Raw genomic sequence first — 16,502 nt, forward strand, 5'->3', positions numbered from 1 at the left:
ATGTCCGCCGCCCTGATCTCACTTGCCGCGTCGATCGGCGCCCCGCTGATCGAGAAGATCCTGTCCCGGAAGATCGGCGCCGACAACGCTGAGCTTGTGACCGTCGTGGGTCGCAAGGTCGCAGAAGAGCTTGGCGTCAGCCCGGATCAGCTGGACACGGTCGCGCGCGATCGGCCGGAGGAAGCCGCCGAAGCAATCCAGGCGGTCGAGCCGCAGGTGCCTGAACTGATCGACCTCTATTCCAAGGGCCTGGAATACCAGCTCGCGGTGCTGCAGGCCGAAGGGGACGGGCCAGCATGGACGTGGAAGTGGCGGCCGCTGATGATGTACCTGATCGGCTTCCTCTGGTTCTGGCACTTCATCGGCGCCTACGTCGTCACGGTTGTGTCGGGCGCGGCGCTTCCGCCGGGCGACCCGGTGCTCCTGTTCAAGCTGACGGGCATCTACATGGGCCTCTACATGGGCGGCCACACGCTCAAGGACGTGGTCGGCAAATGGGCCGGGAGGGGCAGCTGATGGCGCGGGGTTTCACCATCTTCGCCGGCTTCGTCGCGCTCCCGCTGCTGTCAACGGCCACGCTCGGGATCGTGTTCGGCCGATCGCCCGAGGCGCAGGGAGCGGCCGCTCAGGCGACAGGTTGCGATCTCCACGACGACATCGCTGCCACGCTGTCCGGCCAGTTCGGCGAGGCAGTGCGGTTCAGTGGTCGGGGTGAGCAGACAGGGCGCCTTGAGCTCTGGCTTAGCGACGCCGGCACCTGGTCGGTCTCGGTGTCCGGTTCCGACGGTATCACCTGCATGCTGGCCGCCGGCATTGACGGCTCGCTCATGCCGGCTCCGGGCAAGGCGGGGTGGCGCAAATGACCGTTGGCGAGATCAACCAATACGTCGGCCTCCTCAGCTTTCTGATCTCGACGGGCGTTGGCATCTTCGCCTTCTTCGCCACCCGCCGGAAGGACGTCGACCGCCGGTTCGACGAGGGATCGAAGCGGATGGACCGTCACGACCTGCGCATCCAGTCGCTGGAAGACAAGCAGAAGAACGCTCCGGGCCAGCTGGAGCTCCATTCCCTTCAGCTCGAGTTGGCCAAGATGACTGGGTCTATCGGGAAGATCGAGGCGATTATCGAGGGCAATGCGAAGATCATGACGCGGCTGGAGCAGATCGTGACGAGACACGAAGACCATCTCCTCGGAGGTAGCAAGTGAGTGCCTACGCCGAAACCGTCCGCGAACATGCCCGGCTCGCGATCCTCCGCTTTCTCGAGGACGCGCCGCAGTACACCTCGAACGTGTCGATGCTCGCAACGCAGCTTCCCTCGCTCGGGATCGCCTTCACCCGCGACCAAGTCGTGGCCGAGTGCGCCTGGCTCCAGGAGCAAGGGCTGGCCAACACCGAGGACCACAGCGGGTTTGTCGTGGTAACCGCGACGGTGCGCGGTGCCGAAGTCGCACGGGGCATTGCCAGGCATCCAGGCGTGCACCGGCGTGGGCCGGGCGCTTGACATGCCGTCGCCCAGAAAACTGGATCTGATACCGGTCGAGCTTCGGCAATGGCTGGCCGAGGAGCTCACGGCACGCGGCTTTGCCGATATTGTCGAGGTGACCGAGGCTCTGAACGCCCGGCTGCAGGACGAAGGGTTGGAGCTGCAGGTCGGCAAGTCCGCCGTCGGCAGCTTCTCCAAGCTCCTGAAGAACCAGCGCGAAGCCTTCGCCATGGCCGAGACGCTGCTCGAGGACATGGACATCGAGCGCGAGAGCGACATGCACCGCGTGCTGATGCAGATGATCGCGACCGCCGCCGTCCAGCTGATGCGAACCGTCAGCGAAGAAAACGGCCATCTCGACGCAAAGGATCTCATGTCCCTCGGCCGCATGCTAAAGGATCTGATGCACTCCGCCGGGATCCGCGAGAAGCTCCGCGAGGACGAGCGGAGCCGTATAGCCAGGGAAGTGCGCGAGGCTGCCGCCGAGACGGCCAGCCAGGCTGCTCACTCCGCCGGCATGACCGAGGCGACGGTCGAAAGCATCAAGGCGGCCATTCTCGGGGTTTCGAAGTGAGCGCGCCGATTACCAGGTCGCAGTGGGAGAAACTGCGCCGCGAAGCGACCGAGGCCATGCCGTTGCTCGAAGCGGAACTTGGCCTTCCGAAGGTGCTGCTGCCTTACCAGGCAAAAGCCGTCAGCCTCCTCGATAGCGTCGCCACGCGGGTGCTGTTCATCGAGAAATCCCGACGGATAGGCCTAACCTGGGGGCTGGCCGCATATGCGGTGCTGCGCGCTGGCCGCCAGAGGTCCGCGGGCGGGATGGACGTCATGTACATCTCCTATTCGCAGGAGATGACACGCGAGTTCATCGATGCCGCCGCGATGTGGGCGCGCGCCTTCAGCACCGCTGTTGTCGAGCAGGGTGAGTTTCTGTTTGCGGACGCGGATGAGGACGGTGACAAGTCCATTCAGGCCTTTCGCATTCGGTTTGCATCCGGCTTCGAAATCATTGCTCTGAGCTCTGCTCCGCGCTCCCTTCGCGGCAAGCAGGGCTGTGTGATCGTCGATGAAGCGGCTTTCGTCGACAACCTTGCGGAACTGCTAAAGGCGGCCCTGGCTTTCCTGATGTGGGGCGGTCAGGTCGTCGTCTGTTCGACCCATGACGGGACCGAGAACGTCTTCAACCAGTACATCCAGGACATCCTCGGCGGCCGCTCGAAATACCAGCATCTCCACATCGACTTTGACCAGGCGCTGCAGGACGGGCTCTATCAAAGGATCTGCCTCGTTACCGGCACGGAATGGTCGCCGGAAGCAGAAGCCGAATGGCGCCAGGAGATCATCGATTTCTACGGCGAGGGTGCAGACGAGGAATTGTTCTGCATTCCGTCCATGGGCTCGGGATCGTGGCTCGCCGGCCCGCTGATCGAGGCGCGCATGACGGAGGCGGACCGGCAGGTCCTGCGCCTGGAACTGCCTGCTGACTTCCTTCACCGACAGCAAAGCGATCGCGCGTCGCTGATGGAGCCCTTCATGGAGGAGCTCGAGGCGGAGCTCGACGATCTGGATCTCGATCCGCAATACGCGCTTGGCTTCGATTTTGGCCGGGTTTCCGATCTCTCGACAGTCAGCGTACTGGCCATCGAAGAGCGCCTCCGACGGTCCGAGCGGCTCTCAATCGAGATGCGCAATGTCCCTGGCGACGAGCAGAAGATGATCGTCAGGCGGATCCTGTCGCAGCTCAGAGAGCGCCTTGTTGGCGCTGCCTTCGATGCAACGGGCATGGGGTGGATCGTAGCGGAAGACATGGGCAGGGAATTCGGTGTGCGGGAGGCCGAGGATGGACCTGGCATCGTCTGGGCGGTGAAATTCTCCGAGAACTGGTACCGCGAGCACATGCCGCCGCTGAAGGTGGCTTTCGAGGATGATGCCCTGTCCCTGATCCGTGACGCGGAACACGTGTCGGATGCGCGTTCGGTCAAGCTGATCCGGGGCATTCCGAGAGTGCCGCCGATACGCGAGGGCGAGAAGGGCAAGAAGCGTCACGGCGACTGGATCATTGCCTTGGCATTGGCGCACTTCGCCAGCCGTATGCGCTGGGTCGAGTACGGATATCGCTCCGTCCAGCCCGAACGGCAGCCGGTCCCGGGTCGAATGACCGACCGGCCGCCGGAGGACAGGGATCGTCCCCGTCGCGGATGGTGGTCGGGACCTCTGGGCGCCCGGATTAGAGGGGGAATACTATGACCGTCGCCGCAGCAGCGGGGGCCAGGAGCTGCGCCAACAGCTCCCGACACGGGGCCACTTCGAGCGCGCCCCGCCGACCAGACGCTACTCATGGCCGCCCCGCCGGCCACCTGAGAGTGATTCGCTATCCAATGCCAACCCAACATCAGAACACAGCAAAGCCCGTCGCACCCTACCTCGGCGGAAAGAAGGTTCTCGCCGGCCGTCTCTGCCGAATTATCGACGCGCACGACCATCGCACCTATGCCGAGCCTTTCGTAGGCATGGGAGGTGTGTTCCTGCGGCGGCGCCACCGCGCCAGGGCCGAGATGATCAACGACCGTTCCCGCGAAGTCTACAATCTGTTTCGCATCCTCCAGGAGCACTACGTCGCCTTTCTCGACCTGCTCCGGTTTCAGATCACCACGCAGGCCGGCTTCGAGCGTCTGCTCTCCGTTGACCCTACCACGTTGACCGACCTGCAGCGCGCAGCCCGGTTCCTCTACCTGCAACGGGTCAGCTTTGGCGGCAAGGTGACCGGCAGGACGTTTGGCCTTGCGACGGATCGGCCCGCCCGGTTCAACCTGACTACGCTCGAGCCGGATCTGGAGGCTCTGCATGAGCGCCTGGCCGGCGTCACGGTGACTTGCATGGACTTTGCCGAGTTCATCAGCCGGGTCGACCGGCCGTCGGTCCTGTTCTACCTCGACCCGCCGTACTTCGGTCACGAGGCCGACTACGGGCACGGCGTATTTGAGAGGGCAGACTTCGAGCGACTAGCCGAGTTGCTGCAGGCGCTGAAGGGAAACTTCCTGCTTTCAATCAATGATGCGCCAGAGATCCGCGCGGCGTTTTCCTGGGCATCAATCCAAGAAGTCGAAACGACGTACTCTGCCGCAGCCAGATCCGTGAAGGCCGTCAATGAGCTCCTGATTAGCAACTTCGACTTTGAGGTCGGTGGAAGCAACACCAAGCAAGGGAGCCCCTTGAATGGCAGGTAAACCCACGCTTTACGACCGCTGGGGCAATCCTCTCCGCCGGGCTGAGCTGACTAGGGAGGTCGCTGCGCCGACCATCGGCGGTGTCCGCTCCCCCATCTCGGGACGGCCGGCCGATGGCCTGGATCCGGTTCGCCTGGCCAGCATCTTGCGGTCGGCCGATAAAGGCGATCCGGTTCGGTACCTCGAACTGGCCGAAGTCCTCGAAGAACGGGATCTGCACTACCTAGGTGTCCTCGCCACCCGGAAGCGCTCGGTAAGCCAGATTGACATCACCGTCGTTCCTGGTGGCGATGATAAGCGGTCGGCTGAGATAGCCACAGCTGTCGAGGACTGGCTGGATCGCGACGAACTTGCCTTCGAGCTCTTCGATATCCTGGATGCCATCGGCAAGGGATATTCCTTCACCGAGATCGTCTGGGACACGTCCATGGGCCAGTGGCAGCCGCAGGAGCTGGTCCGGCGGGATCAGCGCTGGTTCCGGTTCGACCGAGCCGACCTCACAACGCCTGTCCTCCTGGACGAGACCGGGCAAGAGCAGCCACTGCCGGCGTTCAAGTTCATCGACGCGCGGATCGCCGCGAAGTCCGGCCTGCCGTTGCGGTCCGGTCTGGCCCGCGTCGCCGCTTGGGCATGGATGTTCAAAGCCTATACGCAGCGGGACTGGGCGATTTTCACGCAGACTTATGGGCAACCGCTCCGGGTGGGAAAATACGGACCGGGCGCCAGCGAAACCGACCGGGACACCCTGTTCACAGCAGTTGCAAACATCGCCGGCGATTGTGCCGCGATCATCCCGGAGAGCATGTCGATCGACTTTGTGGAAGCGGCCAATGTCGCGTCGTCTAGCGACCTCTACGAGAAGCGCGCGGACTGGCTCGACAAGCAGATGTCGAAAGCCGTGCTGGGACAGACTGCCACGACGGACGCGGAAACCGGCGGTCTCGGCTCCGGCAAGGAACATCGTGAAGTTCAGGAGGATATCGAACGCGCAGATGCCAAGGCACTGTCGGCGATCCTGAACCGGGACCTGGTCCGGCCGTGGGTCCAGCTGGAGTGGGGTCCGCAGCCGGCCTATCCCCGGATCGTCATTGCCCGACCCGAGCAGGAAGACCTCCAGCTCCTGGCTGACAGCGTCGACAAACTCGTGGCACGCGGCTTGAAGGTCGGCCAGGATGAAATCCGGGGGAAATTCGGGCTCTCGAAGCCCGGTCCGGACGAGGAAATCCTCTCTGTAGGCCCTTCCGGCGGCGCCGAAGGGGACGGTACGGACCGGAATTCGTCTATTAAACACTTTTCCGGCGTTTTTAAACGGGTCAGGGGGGTTCCACGCCCGGAGACACTGCTCAGCACCCAGCGCCGCTCTACGGCCGTTTTTGAGGGGTCTTTTGATCCGGCCGAACAGGCGGATTTGATCACATCCATCGCCACGCCCGTCGTGGCGGCCATGATCGCGCATCTGGAGGAGATGATGGAGGCGGCCGGGTCGATGGAGGAGCTGCGCGAGATGTGGCTCTCGTCCTATCCCGATCTAGACGACAGCGCACTTGTCGAAACCCTGGCCGAAGCCTTCGCCGCCGCAACGCTGGGAGGCATCGCAGAGGTGGCAGAGGAGGACGGATGATGGGCAAGGACACCGCCGCCCTCGATAAGGCGATTGCGGCACTGGATCTGAACGATCGGAAAGCTCCACCGGGATCGCTCTGGCGGCACCTGAAGTCCGGCGGGCGCTACATGGTTCACGGACACGTCATTCTGGAGGCGACACTGGAGCCGGCTGTCATCTATTCGTCGTCGCTGGCCGGCACGCCCTGGTGCCGCTCGGCCGAGGAGTTCTTCGACGGCCGGTTCGAGTGCATCGACGATCGGCATGGCTGAGCCGCTCGCAAACGTCTTCCGCAAACCTTTCCCCGAGCAGATCGCGGCGCTGCGCCTGCGGCTGGGCAATCTCGTGCCGACCGCCCGCTGGACGGATCTATGGCAGGCGTCACATGATCGCGCATTCACGGTCGCCGGTGCGATGAAGGCGGATCTCCTGAAGGATCTCGCGGACGCGGTCGAGGGGGCCATATCGGAGGGCAAGGGGCTCGAGGCTTTCCGGGCCGAGTTCCGGGAGATCGTCGAACGCAACGGCTGGCATGGATGGACGGGCGAGGGGACGAAGGCCGGCGAAGCCTGGCGCACCCGCGTCATCTATCGAACCAACGCCCGGACTTCCTTCATGGCGGGCCGCTACTCCCAGCTGCGGGAGGCGGGATATCGGTACTGGGTCTATCGGCATGGCGGAAGCCTCGAGCCTCGGCTGCAGCACCTCGCCTGGGACGGGCTGATCCTGCCGGCGGACCATCCATTCTGGGCTACTCACTTCCCTCCCAATGGCTGGGGCTGTTCGTGCCGGGTTCGCGGCGCCCGCTCGATGGCGGCGGCGCGCCGTCTCGGCGGCGATCCCGACGTCGAGCTGGGCGAAGGCTGGGACAAGGCTCTTCCGAAGACCGGAGCGCCGGCGGGGATCGACAAAGGCTGGGCCTATGCGCCTGGCGCGAGCGTAACCGACGCCCTGATCGCCTTCGTCACCGGGAAGAAGGAAAACCTGCCGCCGGAGCTGGCCGAAGTCTTGGAACGTGCTGTCCGGAAGGAACTGGAGCGAGCCGATGGCTGAGATCCGAAGCAACGGGTTTCCGGCATGATCCGCGTCGAAGTCACAGATGAGGAGGTTGCCGCCGCCCTGAGCCGGATCGCGGCCAGGCTGACCGATCTAACCCCCCTGATGCAGGATCTCGGCGAGGCCCTGGTGAACAGCACCGAGGATCGGTTTCCGGAGGGCAGGGCGCCCGACGGAACGCCTTGGGCGCCGAAATCCCAAGCAACCATCGACGCCTACCGCCGCAGAGAAGGGAAGACCGCGAACGCACGCGTGGATTTCCGGCCCCTGTTCGGTCCCTCCGGCCGTCTGAGCTCCGAGATCCACTGGCAGGCCGGGCCAAACTCAGTCGAGATTGGCTCTAGCCTGATCTATGCGGCCGTGGATCAGTTCGGCGCTGCCAAGGGACAGTTCGGCACGACGTCGAAGGGGTCGCCCATTCCCTGGGGTGATATCCCGGCCCGTCCTTTCCTCGGGATCTCCGAAGGGGATCGCAGCGCCCTTACCTTGATCATCGAAGGCTATCTGAGCGGAGCCAACGGCGGGGATTGACCGAACCGGTCGATCACGTCAGCCTGAGACGCAGCTAGAGCACCCGACACACCCGCACACCCGTGCGGGTGTTTTCGTATCTGATGCCCGGCGATTGTCTCCTCATGGCAAGAGCCCTTCATATGTCAGCCGCACTGGCGGTGCAGACCCTGCCCAAGCAGCAGGGCGCTCCCGATTGGATCCAGCTGCTTCCGGCAGGACCGCAGGTGCAGACAGTCACCGGAGACAGCCGTGGCCCGTTTGAACTGATCGATCCCGCGGCGGTGATCGCGGCTTCCTTCGCACGTCTCGACCAGATCCCCGTCGACGAGAACCACGCCCTGGTAACGGCAGCCGAGGATGGGCGGCCTTCCCCGGCACGCGGCTGGATCACGGCCATGGAAGCGCGGTCGGACGGCATCTGGGGGAAAGTGGACTGGACCGAGGTCGGCCGCGAGCTGGTCGAAGGTCGAGCCTACCGCAAGCTGTCCCCGGTCGTCGGCCTCACTGCCGAAAAGAACGGCCGCATTACCCACATCTCGAGCGTCGCGCTCACCAACACCCCCGCGCTGGCCGAGATGGCTGGCCTATTCATGGAGAACCGGAACATGGGCCTGATGGAGAAACTGGCCAAGCTGACTGGCATGGAAGCCGCAGCTGGCGAAGAGGCTGTTCTGGCCAGGATCGAGAACCTGATCGAGGCTGGCCAGTCGATGGGCGAGGACAAGACAGAAGCCATGTCCGCCCAGATCACCGAGATCGCCGAGGCGCTGGGCGTCAAGGGCAGCGATCACCAGGCGATCCTGTCTGCGGCCAAGGCCGTTGCAGCGGGCGATCAGATAGAGGTCGTCGTTGCTCTCCGCGCCCAGGTCACCGAGCTCGCGACCCAGCTCAATACGCTGACCGAGAGCACCGGCCGCACTGCGGCCGAGGCTTACGTCGACGCTGAGATCAAACGCGGCCGCGTCGGGGTCAAGCCGCTGCGCGACCACTACATCGAGCGCTTTATGAAAGCGCCCGACGAGGTGAAGACCGAGCTCGAAGCGCTGCCGATCCTTGGAGGCGGCGGTCACATCATCACGCAGGCCAAGCCGGACAAGAACGGAAAGGCAGCTCTGTCGGCCGAGCATCGTCAGGCGGCCCGAATGCTTGGCCATACCGAGGAAGCCTACGCAGCAACGCTCTCCGCTGAGCGTGCAGCCCAAGAGGAGGCGCTCTGATGACCGCACTCACCAAAAATCGCAACACGCTCCAGGCCATCGGTGATAATCGCGTCGGCCTGGTCGCGGCCTCCACCCTGATCTATGCCGGCGCGTTTCTGATGCGCAACGCCGCAGGCTACCTGGTTGAGGGTCAGACAGCCACGGGCCTCGTCGGCGTCGGCCGCGCGGAGGAGCAAGTCGACAACTCCGATGGTTCGGCCGGCGACCTGAGTGCTTCGTACCGGGTCGGCATCTTCCGCTTCGCCAACTCGACCTCGACCGACGAGATCACCCAGGCCGATATCGGTGCCCTCTGCTACGCGGTTGACGATCAGACCGTCGCCAAGACCGACGGCACCGCGACACGCTCAGCCGCCGGCGTCGTTCACGACGTTGACGAAGCTGGTGTCTGGGTCCGCTTCGACGAAGCACTCACCGCCGCCGCCGTCGCCGCTGTGGCGTAATCGGTCCCTACGGAGAACTGACTGATGGAACTCACAACCCCCAACCTTGACGCCCTCCGGCTCGGTTTCAAGACCAGCTTCCAAGGCGCCTTCGACAAGGTGCCGACCATGCGCGACAAGGTCGCCGAGGTCGTGCCTTCCACCACAAGCGAAAACCTCTATGGCTGGCTCGGCGAGTTGCCAGGAATGCGGGAGTGGCTCGGCGAACGCGTCGTGCGGAACCTGGAGGAACACGACTACCGGGTCAAAAACCGCGACTGGGAAGAAACCCTCGGCGTCAACCGCAACCACATCAAGGACGATACCGTCGGTCAGTATTCCAAACGGTTCGAACTGATGGGGCGAAGCGCCGCGCGTCATCCCGAGCTGCTGGTCTGGGAAGCGCTGAAGGCCGGCTTCACGGACGAGTGCTACGACGGGCAGCCGTTCTTCGACACCGACCACCCCGTTCTGGACGAGGATGGTGAGGAAACGACCGTCGCGAACACTGACGGAGGTGCCGGCAACCCCTGGTTCCTGCTCTGCACGAACGAGGTCGTGATGCCGATCCTGTTGCAGGTGCGGGAGGCAGCGCAGTTTGTCGCGCTGGACCAGCCAACCGACCGGGACGTCTTCCTGAACAAGCTGTTCCTCTACGGGTCCGAGTGGCGCGGAGCTGTGGCCTATGCGTTCTGGCAGATGGCCTGGGGATCCAAGCAGGATCTCGATGCCGACACCTACAAGCTCGCGCGTCAGTCCCTGACCAGCATGAGGTCCGACTATGGTCATCCGATGGGTTTGATGCCGAACCTCCTGGTCGTCGGGCCGTCAAACGAGGCGGCGGGCCGCGAGTTGCTCAATTCCGAGCGCAACGCGGCCGGCGCCACCAACGTCTGGAAGGACACGGCCGAACTGCTCGTCTGTCCCTGGCTCGACTGACGGAGGCTGTTGTGACCGACAAGTCCAAAGAGCGGCAGGATCTCGAGGCGCGCGCCGAGGCGGTGGAGCTGGAGTTCCCCTGGAACCTCGGCGACGCCAAGCTCCGCGAGCGCGTCGAGGCGGCCGAGGCCGAACGGCAGACCGCCGATCAGCCGCCGGCCGACGGCACGGGCGCCGAGCTTGCCCCCGCAGGCGCGCCGGAGGCGTCCACCGAGACCGCCCCGACGTCGGTCCCCGATACGGAGGCGCCAAAAGAACCGCAGCCGGCGGAAGTAACGCCGCCGACCCCCAGCGATGCCCCCCCGACCAGCGAGGACGGGGATCCGCAATCCGGCGGATCCCCACTCCCGCCCTCCGGTCTCGTAGTGCGGGTCATTGGTCCGAAAAAGGGCCGCTGGCGCGCTGGCCGGCACTTCACCCGTGAGGCCGTCGATATCCCGCTCGAGGAGCTGAGCGAGGACGAAAAGCGGATGCTGATCGGCGACCCGAAACTCACGGTGGAGACCGTCGAGGCGGAGGCCGATTGATGCAGACGCTGGGCGAGTATCGGGTCGGCACGGGCTTCAATCCGACGGGCGATGAGCTCGTCGACCGGATCAAGGCCAAGGCCGCCGCGCTGATCGACCTGATCGGGGAGATCCCGGCGGGCGACAAGCCGCCCCATCCGCCGGCTGGAGAGATCGCACGTCTGAAGGCGCTGGCGATGACGGCGGCGGAAGAGGCGGCGGTGTGGGCCGTCAAGGCGGCGACGAAACCGGGACCGGGCAACGAGACCGGGCAGTGAGAAGCGGCCGTTAAAGGGCCGTTCAAGCACCCCGTAAAGGGGAGCCCCGTGCCGGGGCGTAACGCCCCCATGCCCCGGCACACTCAGAACCTCCCCGGCGGGATGCCGGCGGCGCGGCTCCCACTAACACCGAAGGCGCGAACATGTCCTACGCAACCCTCGACCAACTGAAGGATCGCTTTGGCGACCGCCTGCTGATCACCCTGACCGACCGGGCTACGACCGCGACGGGCGAGATCGACGAGGACGTGGTGACGCGCGCCCTGGCCGACACGGACGCGATGATCGACGGCTATCTGGCCAGCCGGTACGCGCTGCCGCTGGCGGAGACCCCGAACCTGGTCGTGGATCTCGCCCAGGCGATCGCGATCTACAAGCTGCACACGAACAGCGCGTCCGAGAAGATCGAGAAGGACTACAACGACGCGATCTCGACCCTGAAGGACATCGCCAAGGGCATCGTCAAGCTCGACGTGGCCGGCGTCGAGCCGGGCCTGTCCGGCAGCTCGGGAGCGCGGATCACCGATCGCGAGCGGCCGTTTACGGAAGCCAACCTCAAGGGCTTCATCTGATGATCGACGCGGTCGTGGCCCGGATCGAGGCCCAGGTGGCGGCGCTGAACGGCCGGACGCAACCTGTCGCGGCGTTCGCCGAGTTGCAGCGGAATAACGCGTTGCCGCAGGTGACGCCGGCGGCGCATGTCGTGCCGCTGGGGTTTCGCGGCGGCGCGGCCGAGGCGGCCACGGGCTTCTACATGCAAGCCTACGACAACGTCGTCGGGGTGCTGCTTTACGTCCGGGCGCATGACCAGACCGGCGGCCGGCATCTCGGCGATATCGAGACGCTGATCAACGCCGTGATCGGCGCGATCTGCGGCTGGGCGCCGGCCGACGAGGTTGGCGTCTTCACGCTCCTGCGGGGTGCCATGATCAACGTCGCAAGCGGTCTGATGGTCTTTCAGATCGACTTCGCAATCACCGACCAGCTGAGGATTGCCTCATGACCCAGAAACTTCCCGGCGCGGGCGGCAGCTACACCCGCGACACCAAGAGCGGAAAGCTCACCCAGGTTGCGGCGACGAAGCCGGCGCAGAGCCGCGCCGAGCGGAAGTCGGCGGAGGCCAAAGCCGCCGCCGACAGGGCCGCCGCCGCAAAGAAGAAGGAGGGCTGATCCATGGCCGAACCGCTAAAGTGGCGCTCGAAGGTCCTGCTCGCGAAGATCGAGAGCGAGTATGGGACTGATTCCACACCCACCGGCGCCGCGAATGCCATACTGGCCACGCAGGTCGAGCTGTCGCCAATGCTCGGCAACGACATCGATCGGGATCTCGAGACGCCTTTTCTCGGGCCAAGCGCGATGATCCCATCGGAGCTGCATCGCCAGCTCAAGTTCCGGGTCGAGCTGCAGACCGCCGGCACAGCGGGGGTCGCACCGGCCTGGGGACCGCTCCTGCGAGCCTGCGCCTGCGCCGAGACGATCGTCGCCGACACGTCCGTGACCTATAATCCGATTTCGGACGGCCACGAGAGTGTAGTGATCTACATCTGGGTCTCCGCCACGCGCTACCGGATGCTCGGCACCCGAGGCAACGCGATCATGATGATCGATGCCCAGGGCATTCCCTATATCGAGTTTACGTTCACTGGTCTCTACAGCCCGGCGACCGAGGTCGCGCAGGCCACGCCGGATCTGACGGCCTTCCAGAAGCCAAGTGTGGCGACCAATTCGAACACGCCGAGCTTCACCATCGACGCGACCGAACACGTGCTGCGCTCGTTCCAGCTCGATCTCGCCAACCAGGTAGAGAACCGGTTCCTGATCGGCGATGAGAGCATCATCATCACCGACAAGAAGGACATGATCCGGGCCACGATCCAGGCGGTGCCGGTGACCACGCTCGATCCCTACTCGCTCGCCGAGGCACAGACCGAGGTCGCGGTGGAGATCGTGCACGGAACGGTGGCTGGGAAGATCGCGACACTGAACGCGCCCACCTGCCAGGTCATGCGGCAGGAGGGGCTGGAGAACCGCCAGAACCTGGTCGAGTGGCCGCTGAGGTTTTCGGCGCTGCCGGCCTCCGGCAACGACCAGTGGACCCTCGCCCTCACCTGACACCCTAACGCCCTCCGGAGCAGCCAATGACCTTCAAGATCGTCACCCGTCCCGAGTTCACCCGTCCGGTCGAGGTCACCATGCCCGACGAGACCGTCCAGGTTCTGCAGACCACCTTTCGCGGCATGCCCGAGGACGAGGCGGTCGAGAAGCTCAGCGGCACCCGGCACGATATCGAGGCCCAGAAACGGTGGCTGCGCGAGGTCGTGGCGTGTTTCAGCGACGTCGAGGACCCGGAGACGGGGACGGGTGTTCCCGAGGTTGGTCCAGACGACCCGCTCTTTGAGCTGATCATCTCGCAGGCCTGCGTCCGCATCGCCGTGATGCGCGTCTATGGCGAAGGCATGGCCGGTGTGAAGGGTGTACGCCGGGGAAACTGAGATGGGCCGGTCGCGCCTGGGCAACGGGCGCGTTCGCGGCCCGGCGTGAGGACGATGGAGCCGCCTCCGATGCAAAACTCTGGGGCATCGAGCTCGACGAGAGCTGGCTTGTGCCCGTGGCTGATGATGGCCTCTGGGAGCAGCACCTGCCGGCATTTCAGGCCTTCCTGGCCGTCTGTTCGCAATGGAACGTTGTCGGGGTCGGCATGGGCGGCGTGATCTACATCGGGCTCGACTACAGCGCGGCATCGGTCTCGCTCGACCGCGCCGGCATCGAGACGAGCCCGAGTATCTGGCGCGACCTCCAGGACATCGAGCAGGGCGCACTCGAGGGACTTAACCGGAGGCACTCATGACCTTCAGTGTCAGCATGCTGCTCCAGGCTGTGGGCGGCCAGGCGGCGCGCGCAGACGTCGACAAGACATCGGCGACGGTTCGCGGCCTCGGCCGGGCGGGCGACGAGGCAACGCGCAGCCAGGGCCGGTTCTCGAATGCCCTGGCCCGCACGCGCACGGGACTGACCGGCATGGCTACCTCGGCCCGCGCCTGGGCGGCCGGAATGCGCGAGGGCACCACGCAGACCACGCTGGCGGCAGGTGGCGTCGCGAACCTGACAGCGCAGTTCAATGACGTCGGCGTGATGCTGGCGGCCGGCCAGAACCCGCTGCAGCTCGCCCTGCAGCAGGGCAGCCAGATCACCCAGGTCCTCGGCCCCCTGGGCGCGGGTGGCGCGGTGAGGGCGCTGGGGAGCGCCTTCCTGTCGCTCCTGTCGCCCATCAACCTGATCACCATCGGCTCCATCGCCGCCGGCGCCGCGATGTTCCAGTGGCTCACCTCGGCCGGAGAGGAGGCGAAGACGCTCGAGGACATCCTCGACGATCTCGACGACGCGATCGACAATGTCCGTAGCCGGGCGACGCTGTCCGCCGCCGAGATCCGGGAGGAGTTCGGCTCGATCTCGCCGGAGATCGCGCGGTTGCTGCGGGATCTGCGGGATATCGGGTTCGACGAGCTGGTCGGGCGCGCCAATGCGGCCTCGGAGCGGCTGGTGTCCACGCTGGACCTGCGGCAGCTCGCGGCCTTCACCGGCGAGACCGGGACGCGGCGGTGGTCCCGCACAGGCCGCGCGCCGGTGGCCGAAGGGCTGCTCGGAGATCTGCAGTCCGTCGGGGACGCCGAGGATCTCGACGGCCAGATCCAGGCGCTGGAGGCGTTCCAGACCAATCTCCTGGCGGCGGCCGAGGCAACCGGCGGTCTCACCACCGAGCAGCGCGAGCTATACGATCAGACCGTGCTGGTCGAGGACCGGCTGCGCCGGGCGCAGGGTGCGGCCGGTGCCACGGGTGCCGCCCTCCTCGAGCTTGGCAAGGATATCGCGAAATCGGTCAGCGACGTGGTCAGCGCCCGGGTTGAGGAACTGGTCGCCGCCGACGACATGCTGACCAACATGCGCGAGCAGAACGAGATCGCGCAGGCCATCCTCAAATACGGCGCCGACAGTGCCGAGGTCGCCGAGCTCCGCGCCGATGCAGTACTCCGTGCCAAGCTGGAAGAGATCGAGGCACTTCCGATTGCGAGGCAACATAAGGAGGAAATGCGTGAGGCGGCCGAGGAGACACACCGTCTGGCCGTGGAAGACATCGCCTCGGGCATTGGCGCTGCGGCCGACCGGGCACGCCTCCTGGCGGAGAACCTCGGAATCTCTCTCGCCACCGCGCAACGGATCGCCGCGCTGGGGCCACAGGGGACGGAGGGCGAGACGTTGACACCGGGCCGGGGCGGGGATCCCCGGTCGTTCGGCGGCACTTTCTACGACTGGAACAACCAGGAGGGCACCGCCTTCCTCGACGCCTGGAAGGAGGACAAATCCGGCGCGCGGCAGGCGGCGGCCGAACGCGAGGCCGTCGAGGACCTGATCGAAAGCCTCACCACCGAGCTCGACATTCTCCGCGAGATCGATCCGGTCCAGAAGGAGATGCTGCGCAACCGCGAGACGCTGAAGGCAGCCACGACGGCTGAGCGCGACCAGATCGAGGATCTGATCCGCACGCGCATCGACGAGGAGGATGCGCTCTCGGCCGCCACCGAGAAGGCGGAGCTTTTCTCCCGGACACTCTATGACGGTCTGCACGGCCTGACCTTCGAGGGCGAGACGCTGATCGACGTCCTGGACCAGGTGGCGCTGTCCATCGCGGATGCGGCTTTCGAGGCCGCCCTGCTGGGTTCGGGGTCGCTGGCCGGTGCGTTCGGCACCGAAGACAGTGGCGGGCTTCTGGGCATGATCTTCGGCGTCCCCGGTCAGGCCGCCGGCGGCCCGGTCTTCGGCCCAGGCACCGGGACGTCCGACGAGGTGCCGCGCATGCTGTCGAACGGCGAGTTCGTCGTGAATGCCCACGCGGCAGCGCGCCACCGGGACCTGCTCGAGCTGATCAATTCGGGGCAGGAGATCCGGGGTCTGGCGTCCGGTGGCTTCGCGGTACCGCCCCCTCCTTCATCCGCCGGCGCGGGGGCTTCCGGCGGCGTGCTGTTCCGGCCGCAGTTCTACATCGACAACCAGGGGTCCACGCCGATACAGGGCGACGTCCAGGACCTTGGCGAGAGAGACGGGCAACGGGCCTTCCGGCTTGTCTTCGCCGATCAGGTCGGCCGCGCACTGGCCGAGCGCGGTGCCGGCGGTCGTCAGACACTGCAGAACACGTTCGGTGTGCGCCAGCGCGGGACGCGGCGATGACAGTGGCGTCCTGGCCTTCCATGCTTCCCC

At 65.5% G+C, this 16,502-nt stretch carries 23 protein-coding genes; all 23 read left to right on the forward strand.

Translation table 11 applies throughout. The annotated features are described in order from the left end of the window. The 23 genes from HCO70_RS16835 (at position 1) to HCO70_RS16945 (ending at position 16,472) form a co-directional block, all read left to right on the forward strand. Entirely contained in the window at positions 1-516 is a 516-nt protein-coding gene (locus HCO70_RS16835; protein WP_172298319.1) for a hypothetical protein, read from the forward strand. Further along, positions 516-863, forward strand: a complete 348-nt coding sequence (locus HCO70_RS16840) for a hypothetical protein (RefSeq protein WP_172298321.1) — start codon at positions 516-518, stop codon at positions 861-863. The genes HCO70_RS16835 and HCO70_RS16840 overlap by 1 nt, the downstream gene beginning before the upstream one ends. Continuing rightward, positions 860-1,207 (forward strand): DUF2730 domain-containing protein, encoded by a 348-nt coding sequence (locus tag HCO70_RS16845; RefSeq protein ID WP_172298323.1) that lies wholly within the window; start codon positions 860-862, stop codon positions 1,205-1,207. Before HCO70_RS16840 ends, HCO70_RS16845 begins: the two co-directional genes overlap by 4 nt. Next, positions 1,204-1,503: a hypothetical protein gene (locus HCO70_RS16850; protein ID WP_172298325.1), complete on the forward strand. Its 300-nt coding sequence runs from the start codon at positions 1,204-1,206 to the stop codon at positions 1,501-1,503. The genes HCO70_RS16845 and HCO70_RS16850 overlap by 4 nt, the downstream gene beginning before the upstream one ends. 1 nt (position 1,504) lies before the next feature. Further along, positions 1,505-2,059, forward strand: a complete 555-nt coding sequence (locus HCO70_RS16855) for a phage protein Gp27 family protein (protein ID WP_172298327.1) — start codon at positions 1,505-1,507, stop codon at positions 2,057-2,059. Then, positions 2,056-3,732: a terminase large subunit domain-containing protein gene (locus tag HCO70_RS16860; RefSeq protein WP_172298329.1), complete on the forward strand. Its 1,677-nt coding sequence runs from the start codon at positions 2,056-2,058 to the stop codon at positions 3,730-3,732. The genes HCO70_RS16855 and HCO70_RS16860 overlap by 4 nt, the downstream gene beginning before the upstream one ends. 131 nt (positions 3,733-3,863) lie before the next feature. Next, positions 3,864-4,712, forward strand: coding sequence for a DNA adenine methylase (locus HCO70_RS16865; RefSeq protein WP_172298954.1), 849 nt, complete (start codon positions 3,864-3,866; stop codon positions 4,710-4,712). Continuing rightward, positions 4,702-6,333 (forward strand): DUF935 domain-containing protein, encoded by a 1,632-nt coding sequence (locus tag HCO70_RS16870; protein WP_172298331.1) that lies wholly within the window; start codon positions 4,702-4,704, stop codon positions 6,331-6,333. Before HCO70_RS16865 ends, HCO70_RS16870 begins: the two co-directional genes overlap by 11 nt. Then, positions 6,333-6,587, forward strand: coding sequence for a hypothetical protein (locus HCO70_RS16875; protein ID WP_172298333.1), 255 nt, complete (start codon positions 6,333-6,335; stop codon positions 6,585-6,587). The genes HCO70_RS16870 and HCO70_RS16875 overlap by 1 nt, the downstream gene beginning before the upstream one ends. After that, positions 6,580-7,368: a phage minor head protein gene (locus HCO70_RS16880; RefSeq protein ID WP_172298335.1), complete on the forward strand. Its 789-nt coding sequence runs from the start codon at positions 6,580-6,582 to the stop codon at positions 7,366-7,368. The genes HCO70_RS16875 and HCO70_RS16880 overlap by 8 nt, the downstream gene beginning before the upstream one ends. A gap of 24 nt (positions 7,369-7,392) precedes the next feature. After that, positions 7,393-7,902, forward strand: coding sequence for a phage virion morphogenesis protein (locus tag HCO70_RS16885; RefSeq protein ID WP_172298337.1), 510 nt, complete (start codon positions 7,393-7,395; stop codon positions 7,900-7,902). Between the two features lie 104 nt (positions 7,903-8,006). Then, positions 8,007-9,101 carry a phage protease gene (locus HCO70_RS16890; protein ID WP_216665494.1) on the forward strand — a complete coding sequence of 365 codons (1,095 nt, stop codon included), beginning with the start codon at positions 8,007-8,009 and terminating at the stop codon, positions 9,099-9,101. Further along, positions 9,101-9,547: a hypothetical protein gene (locus HCO70_RS16895; RefSeq protein ID WP_172298341.1), complete on the forward strand. Its 447-nt coding sequence runs from the start codon at positions 9,101-9,103 to the stop codon at positions 9,545-9,547. The genes HCO70_RS16890 and HCO70_RS16895 overlap by 1 nt, the downstream gene beginning before the upstream one ends. 24 nt (positions 9,548-9,571) lie before the next feature. Further along, positions 9,572-10,465, forward strand: coding sequence for a Mu-like prophage major head subunit gpT family protein (locus HCO70_RS16900; RefSeq protein ID WP_172298343.1), 894 nt, complete (start codon positions 9,572-9,574; stop codon positions 10,463-10,465). Between the two features lie 11 nt (positions 10,466-10,476). Continuing rightward, the gene (locus HCO70_RS16905; RefSeq protein ID WP_172298345.1) at positions 10,477-10,992 is read left to right on the forward strand and encodes a hypothetical protein; all 516 of its coding nucleotides are present in this window, start codon (positions 10,477-10,479) and stop codon (positions 10,990-10,992) included. Continuing rightward, a complete protein-coding gene (locus tag HCO70_RS16910; RefSeq protein WP_172298347.1) occupies positions 10,992-11,249 on the forward strand; it encodes a hypothetical protein in 258 nt (85 codons plus the stop codon). Before HCO70_RS16905 ends, HCO70_RS16910 begins: the two co-directional genes overlap by 1 nt. 143 nt (positions 11,250-11,392) lie before the next feature. Next, positions 11,393-11,821, forward strand: coding sequence for a gp436 family protein (locus HCO70_RS16915; RefSeq protein ID WP_172298349.1), 429 nt, complete (start codon positions 11,393-11,395; stop codon positions 11,819-11,821). Continuing rightward, positions 11,821-12,252: a hypothetical protein gene (locus HCO70_RS16920; protein ID WP_172298351.1), complete on the forward strand. Its 432-nt coding sequence runs from the start codon at positions 11,821-11,823 to the stop codon at positions 12,250-12,252. Before HCO70_RS16915 ends, HCO70_RS16920 begins: the two co-directional genes overlap by 1 nt. Further along, entirely contained in the window at positions 12,249-12,419 is a 171-nt protein-coding gene (locus HCO70_RS16925; RefSeq protein WP_172298353.1) for a hypothetical protein, read from the forward strand. The genes HCO70_RS16920 and HCO70_RS16925 overlap by 4 nt, the downstream gene beginning before the upstream one ends. A gap of 3 nt (positions 12,420-12,422) precedes the next feature. Then, complete coding sequence (locus tag HCO70_RS16930; RefSeq protein WP_172298355.1) at positions 12,423-13,361, forward strand: phage tail tube protein; 939 nt, start codon at positions 12,423-12,425, stop codon at positions 13,359-13,361. A gap of 26 nt (positions 13,362-13,387) precedes the next feature. Beyond that, positions 13,388-13,741: a phage tail assembly chaperone gene (locus HCO70_RS16935; RefSeq protein WP_172298357.1), complete on the forward strand. Its 354-nt coding sequence runs from the start codon at positions 13,388-13,390 to the stop codon at positions 13,739-13,741. Positions 13,742-13,857: 116 nt separating this feature from the next. Beyond that, the gene (locus tag HCO70_RS25015; protein ID WP_172298359.1) at positions 13,858-14,097 is read left to right on the forward strand and encodes a DUF1799 domain-containing protein; all 240 of its coding nucleotides are present in this window, start codon (positions 13,858-13,860) and stop codon (positions 14,095-14,097) included. Beyond that, complete coding sequence (locus tag HCO70_RS16945) at positions 14,094-16,472, forward strand: phage tail length tape measure family protein (RefSeq protein ID WP_172298361.1); 2,379 nt, start codon at positions 14,094-14,096, stop codon at positions 16,470-16,472. Before HCO70_RS25015 ends, HCO70_RS16945 begins: the two co-directional genes overlap by 4 nt. The last annotated feature ends 30 nt before the right edge of the window (positions 16,473-16,502 follow it).

Origin of the sequence: Pseudoruegeria sp. HB172150, assembly GCF_013184805.1 — a bacterium.
GTDB lineage: Bacteria > Pseudomonadota > Alphaproteobacteria > Rhodobacterales > Rhodobacteraceae > Psychromarinibacter.

Bases quoted from the DNA above. Each gene is read 5' to 3' on its own strand.
- HCO70_RS16835 (WP_172298319.1), top strand. From the start codon at position 1: ATGTCCGCCGCCCTGATCTCACTTGCCGCGTCGATCGGCGCCCCGCTG.
- HCO70_RS16840 (WP_172298321.1), top strand. From the start codon at position 516: ATGGCGCGGGGTTTCACCATCTTCGCCGGCTTCGTCGCGCTCCCGCTG.
- HCO70_RS16845 (WP_172298323.1), top strand. From the start codon at position 860: ATGACCGTTGGCGAGATCAACCAATACGTCGGCCTCCTCAGCTTTCTG.
- HCO70_RS16855 (WP_172298327.1), top strand. From the start codon at position 1,505: ATGCCGTCGCCCAGAAAACTGGATCTGATACCGGTCGAGCTTCGGCAA.
- HCO70_RS16865 (WP_172298954.1), top strand. From the start codon at position 3,864: ATGCCAACCCAACATCAGAACACAGCAAAGCCCGTCGCACCCTACCTC.
- HCO70_RS16870 (WP_172298331.1), top strand. From the start codon at position 4,702: ATGGCAGGTAAACCCACGCTTTACGACCGCTGGGGCAATCCTCTCCGC.
- HCO70_RS16875 (WP_172298333.1), top strand. From the start codon at position 6,333: ATGGGCAAGGACACCGCCGCCCTCGATAAGGCGATTGCGGCACTGGAT.
- HCO70_RS16880 (WP_172298335.1), top strand. From the start codon at position 6,580: ATGGCTGAGCCGCTCGCAAACGTCTTCCGCAAACCTTTCCCCGAGCAG.
- HCO70_RS16885 (WP_172298337.1), top strand. From the start codon at position 7,393: ATGATCCGCGTCGAAGTCACAGATGAGGAGGTTGCCGCCGCCCTGAGC.
- HCO70_RS16890 (WP_216665494.1), top strand. From the start codon at position 8,007: ATGGCAAGAGCCCTTCATATGTCAGCCGCACTGGCGGTGCAGACCCTG.
- HCO70_RS16895 (WP_172298341.1), top strand. From the start codon at position 9,101: ATGACCGCACTCACCAAAAATCGCAACACGCTCCAGGCCATCGGTGAT.
- HCO70_RS16900 (WP_172298343.1), top strand. From the start codon at position 9,572: ATGGAACTCACAACCCCCAACCTTGACGCCCTCCGGCTCGGTTTCAAG.
- HCO70_RS16910 (WP_172298347.1), top strand. From the start codon at position 10,992: ATGCAGACGCTGGGCGAGTATCGGGTCGGCACGGGCTTCAATCCGACG.
- HCO70_RS16915 (WP_172298349.1), top strand. From the start codon at position 11,393: ATGTCCTACGCAACCCTCGACCAACTGAAGGATCGCTTTGGCGACCGC.
- HCO70_RS16920 (WP_172298351.1), top strand. From the start codon at position 11,821: ATGATCGACGCGGTCGTGGCCCGGATCGAGGCCCAGGTGGCGGCGCTG.
- HCO70_RS16925 (WP_172298353.1), top strand. From the start codon at position 12,249: ATGACCCAGAAACTTCCCGGCGCGGGCGGCAGCTACACCCGCGACACC.
- HCO70_RS16930 (WP_172298355.1), top strand. From the start codon at position 12,423: ATGGCCGAACCGCTAAAGTGGCGCTCGAAGGTCCTGCTCGCGAAGATC.
- HCO70_RS16935 (WP_172298357.1), top strand. From the start codon at position 13,388: ATGACCTTCAAGATCGTCACCCGTCCCGAGTTCACCCGTCCGGTCGAG.
- HCO70_RS16945 (WP_172298361.1), top strand. From the start codon at position 14,094: ATGACCTTCAGTGTCAGCATGCTGCTCCAGGCTGTGGGCGGCCAGGCG.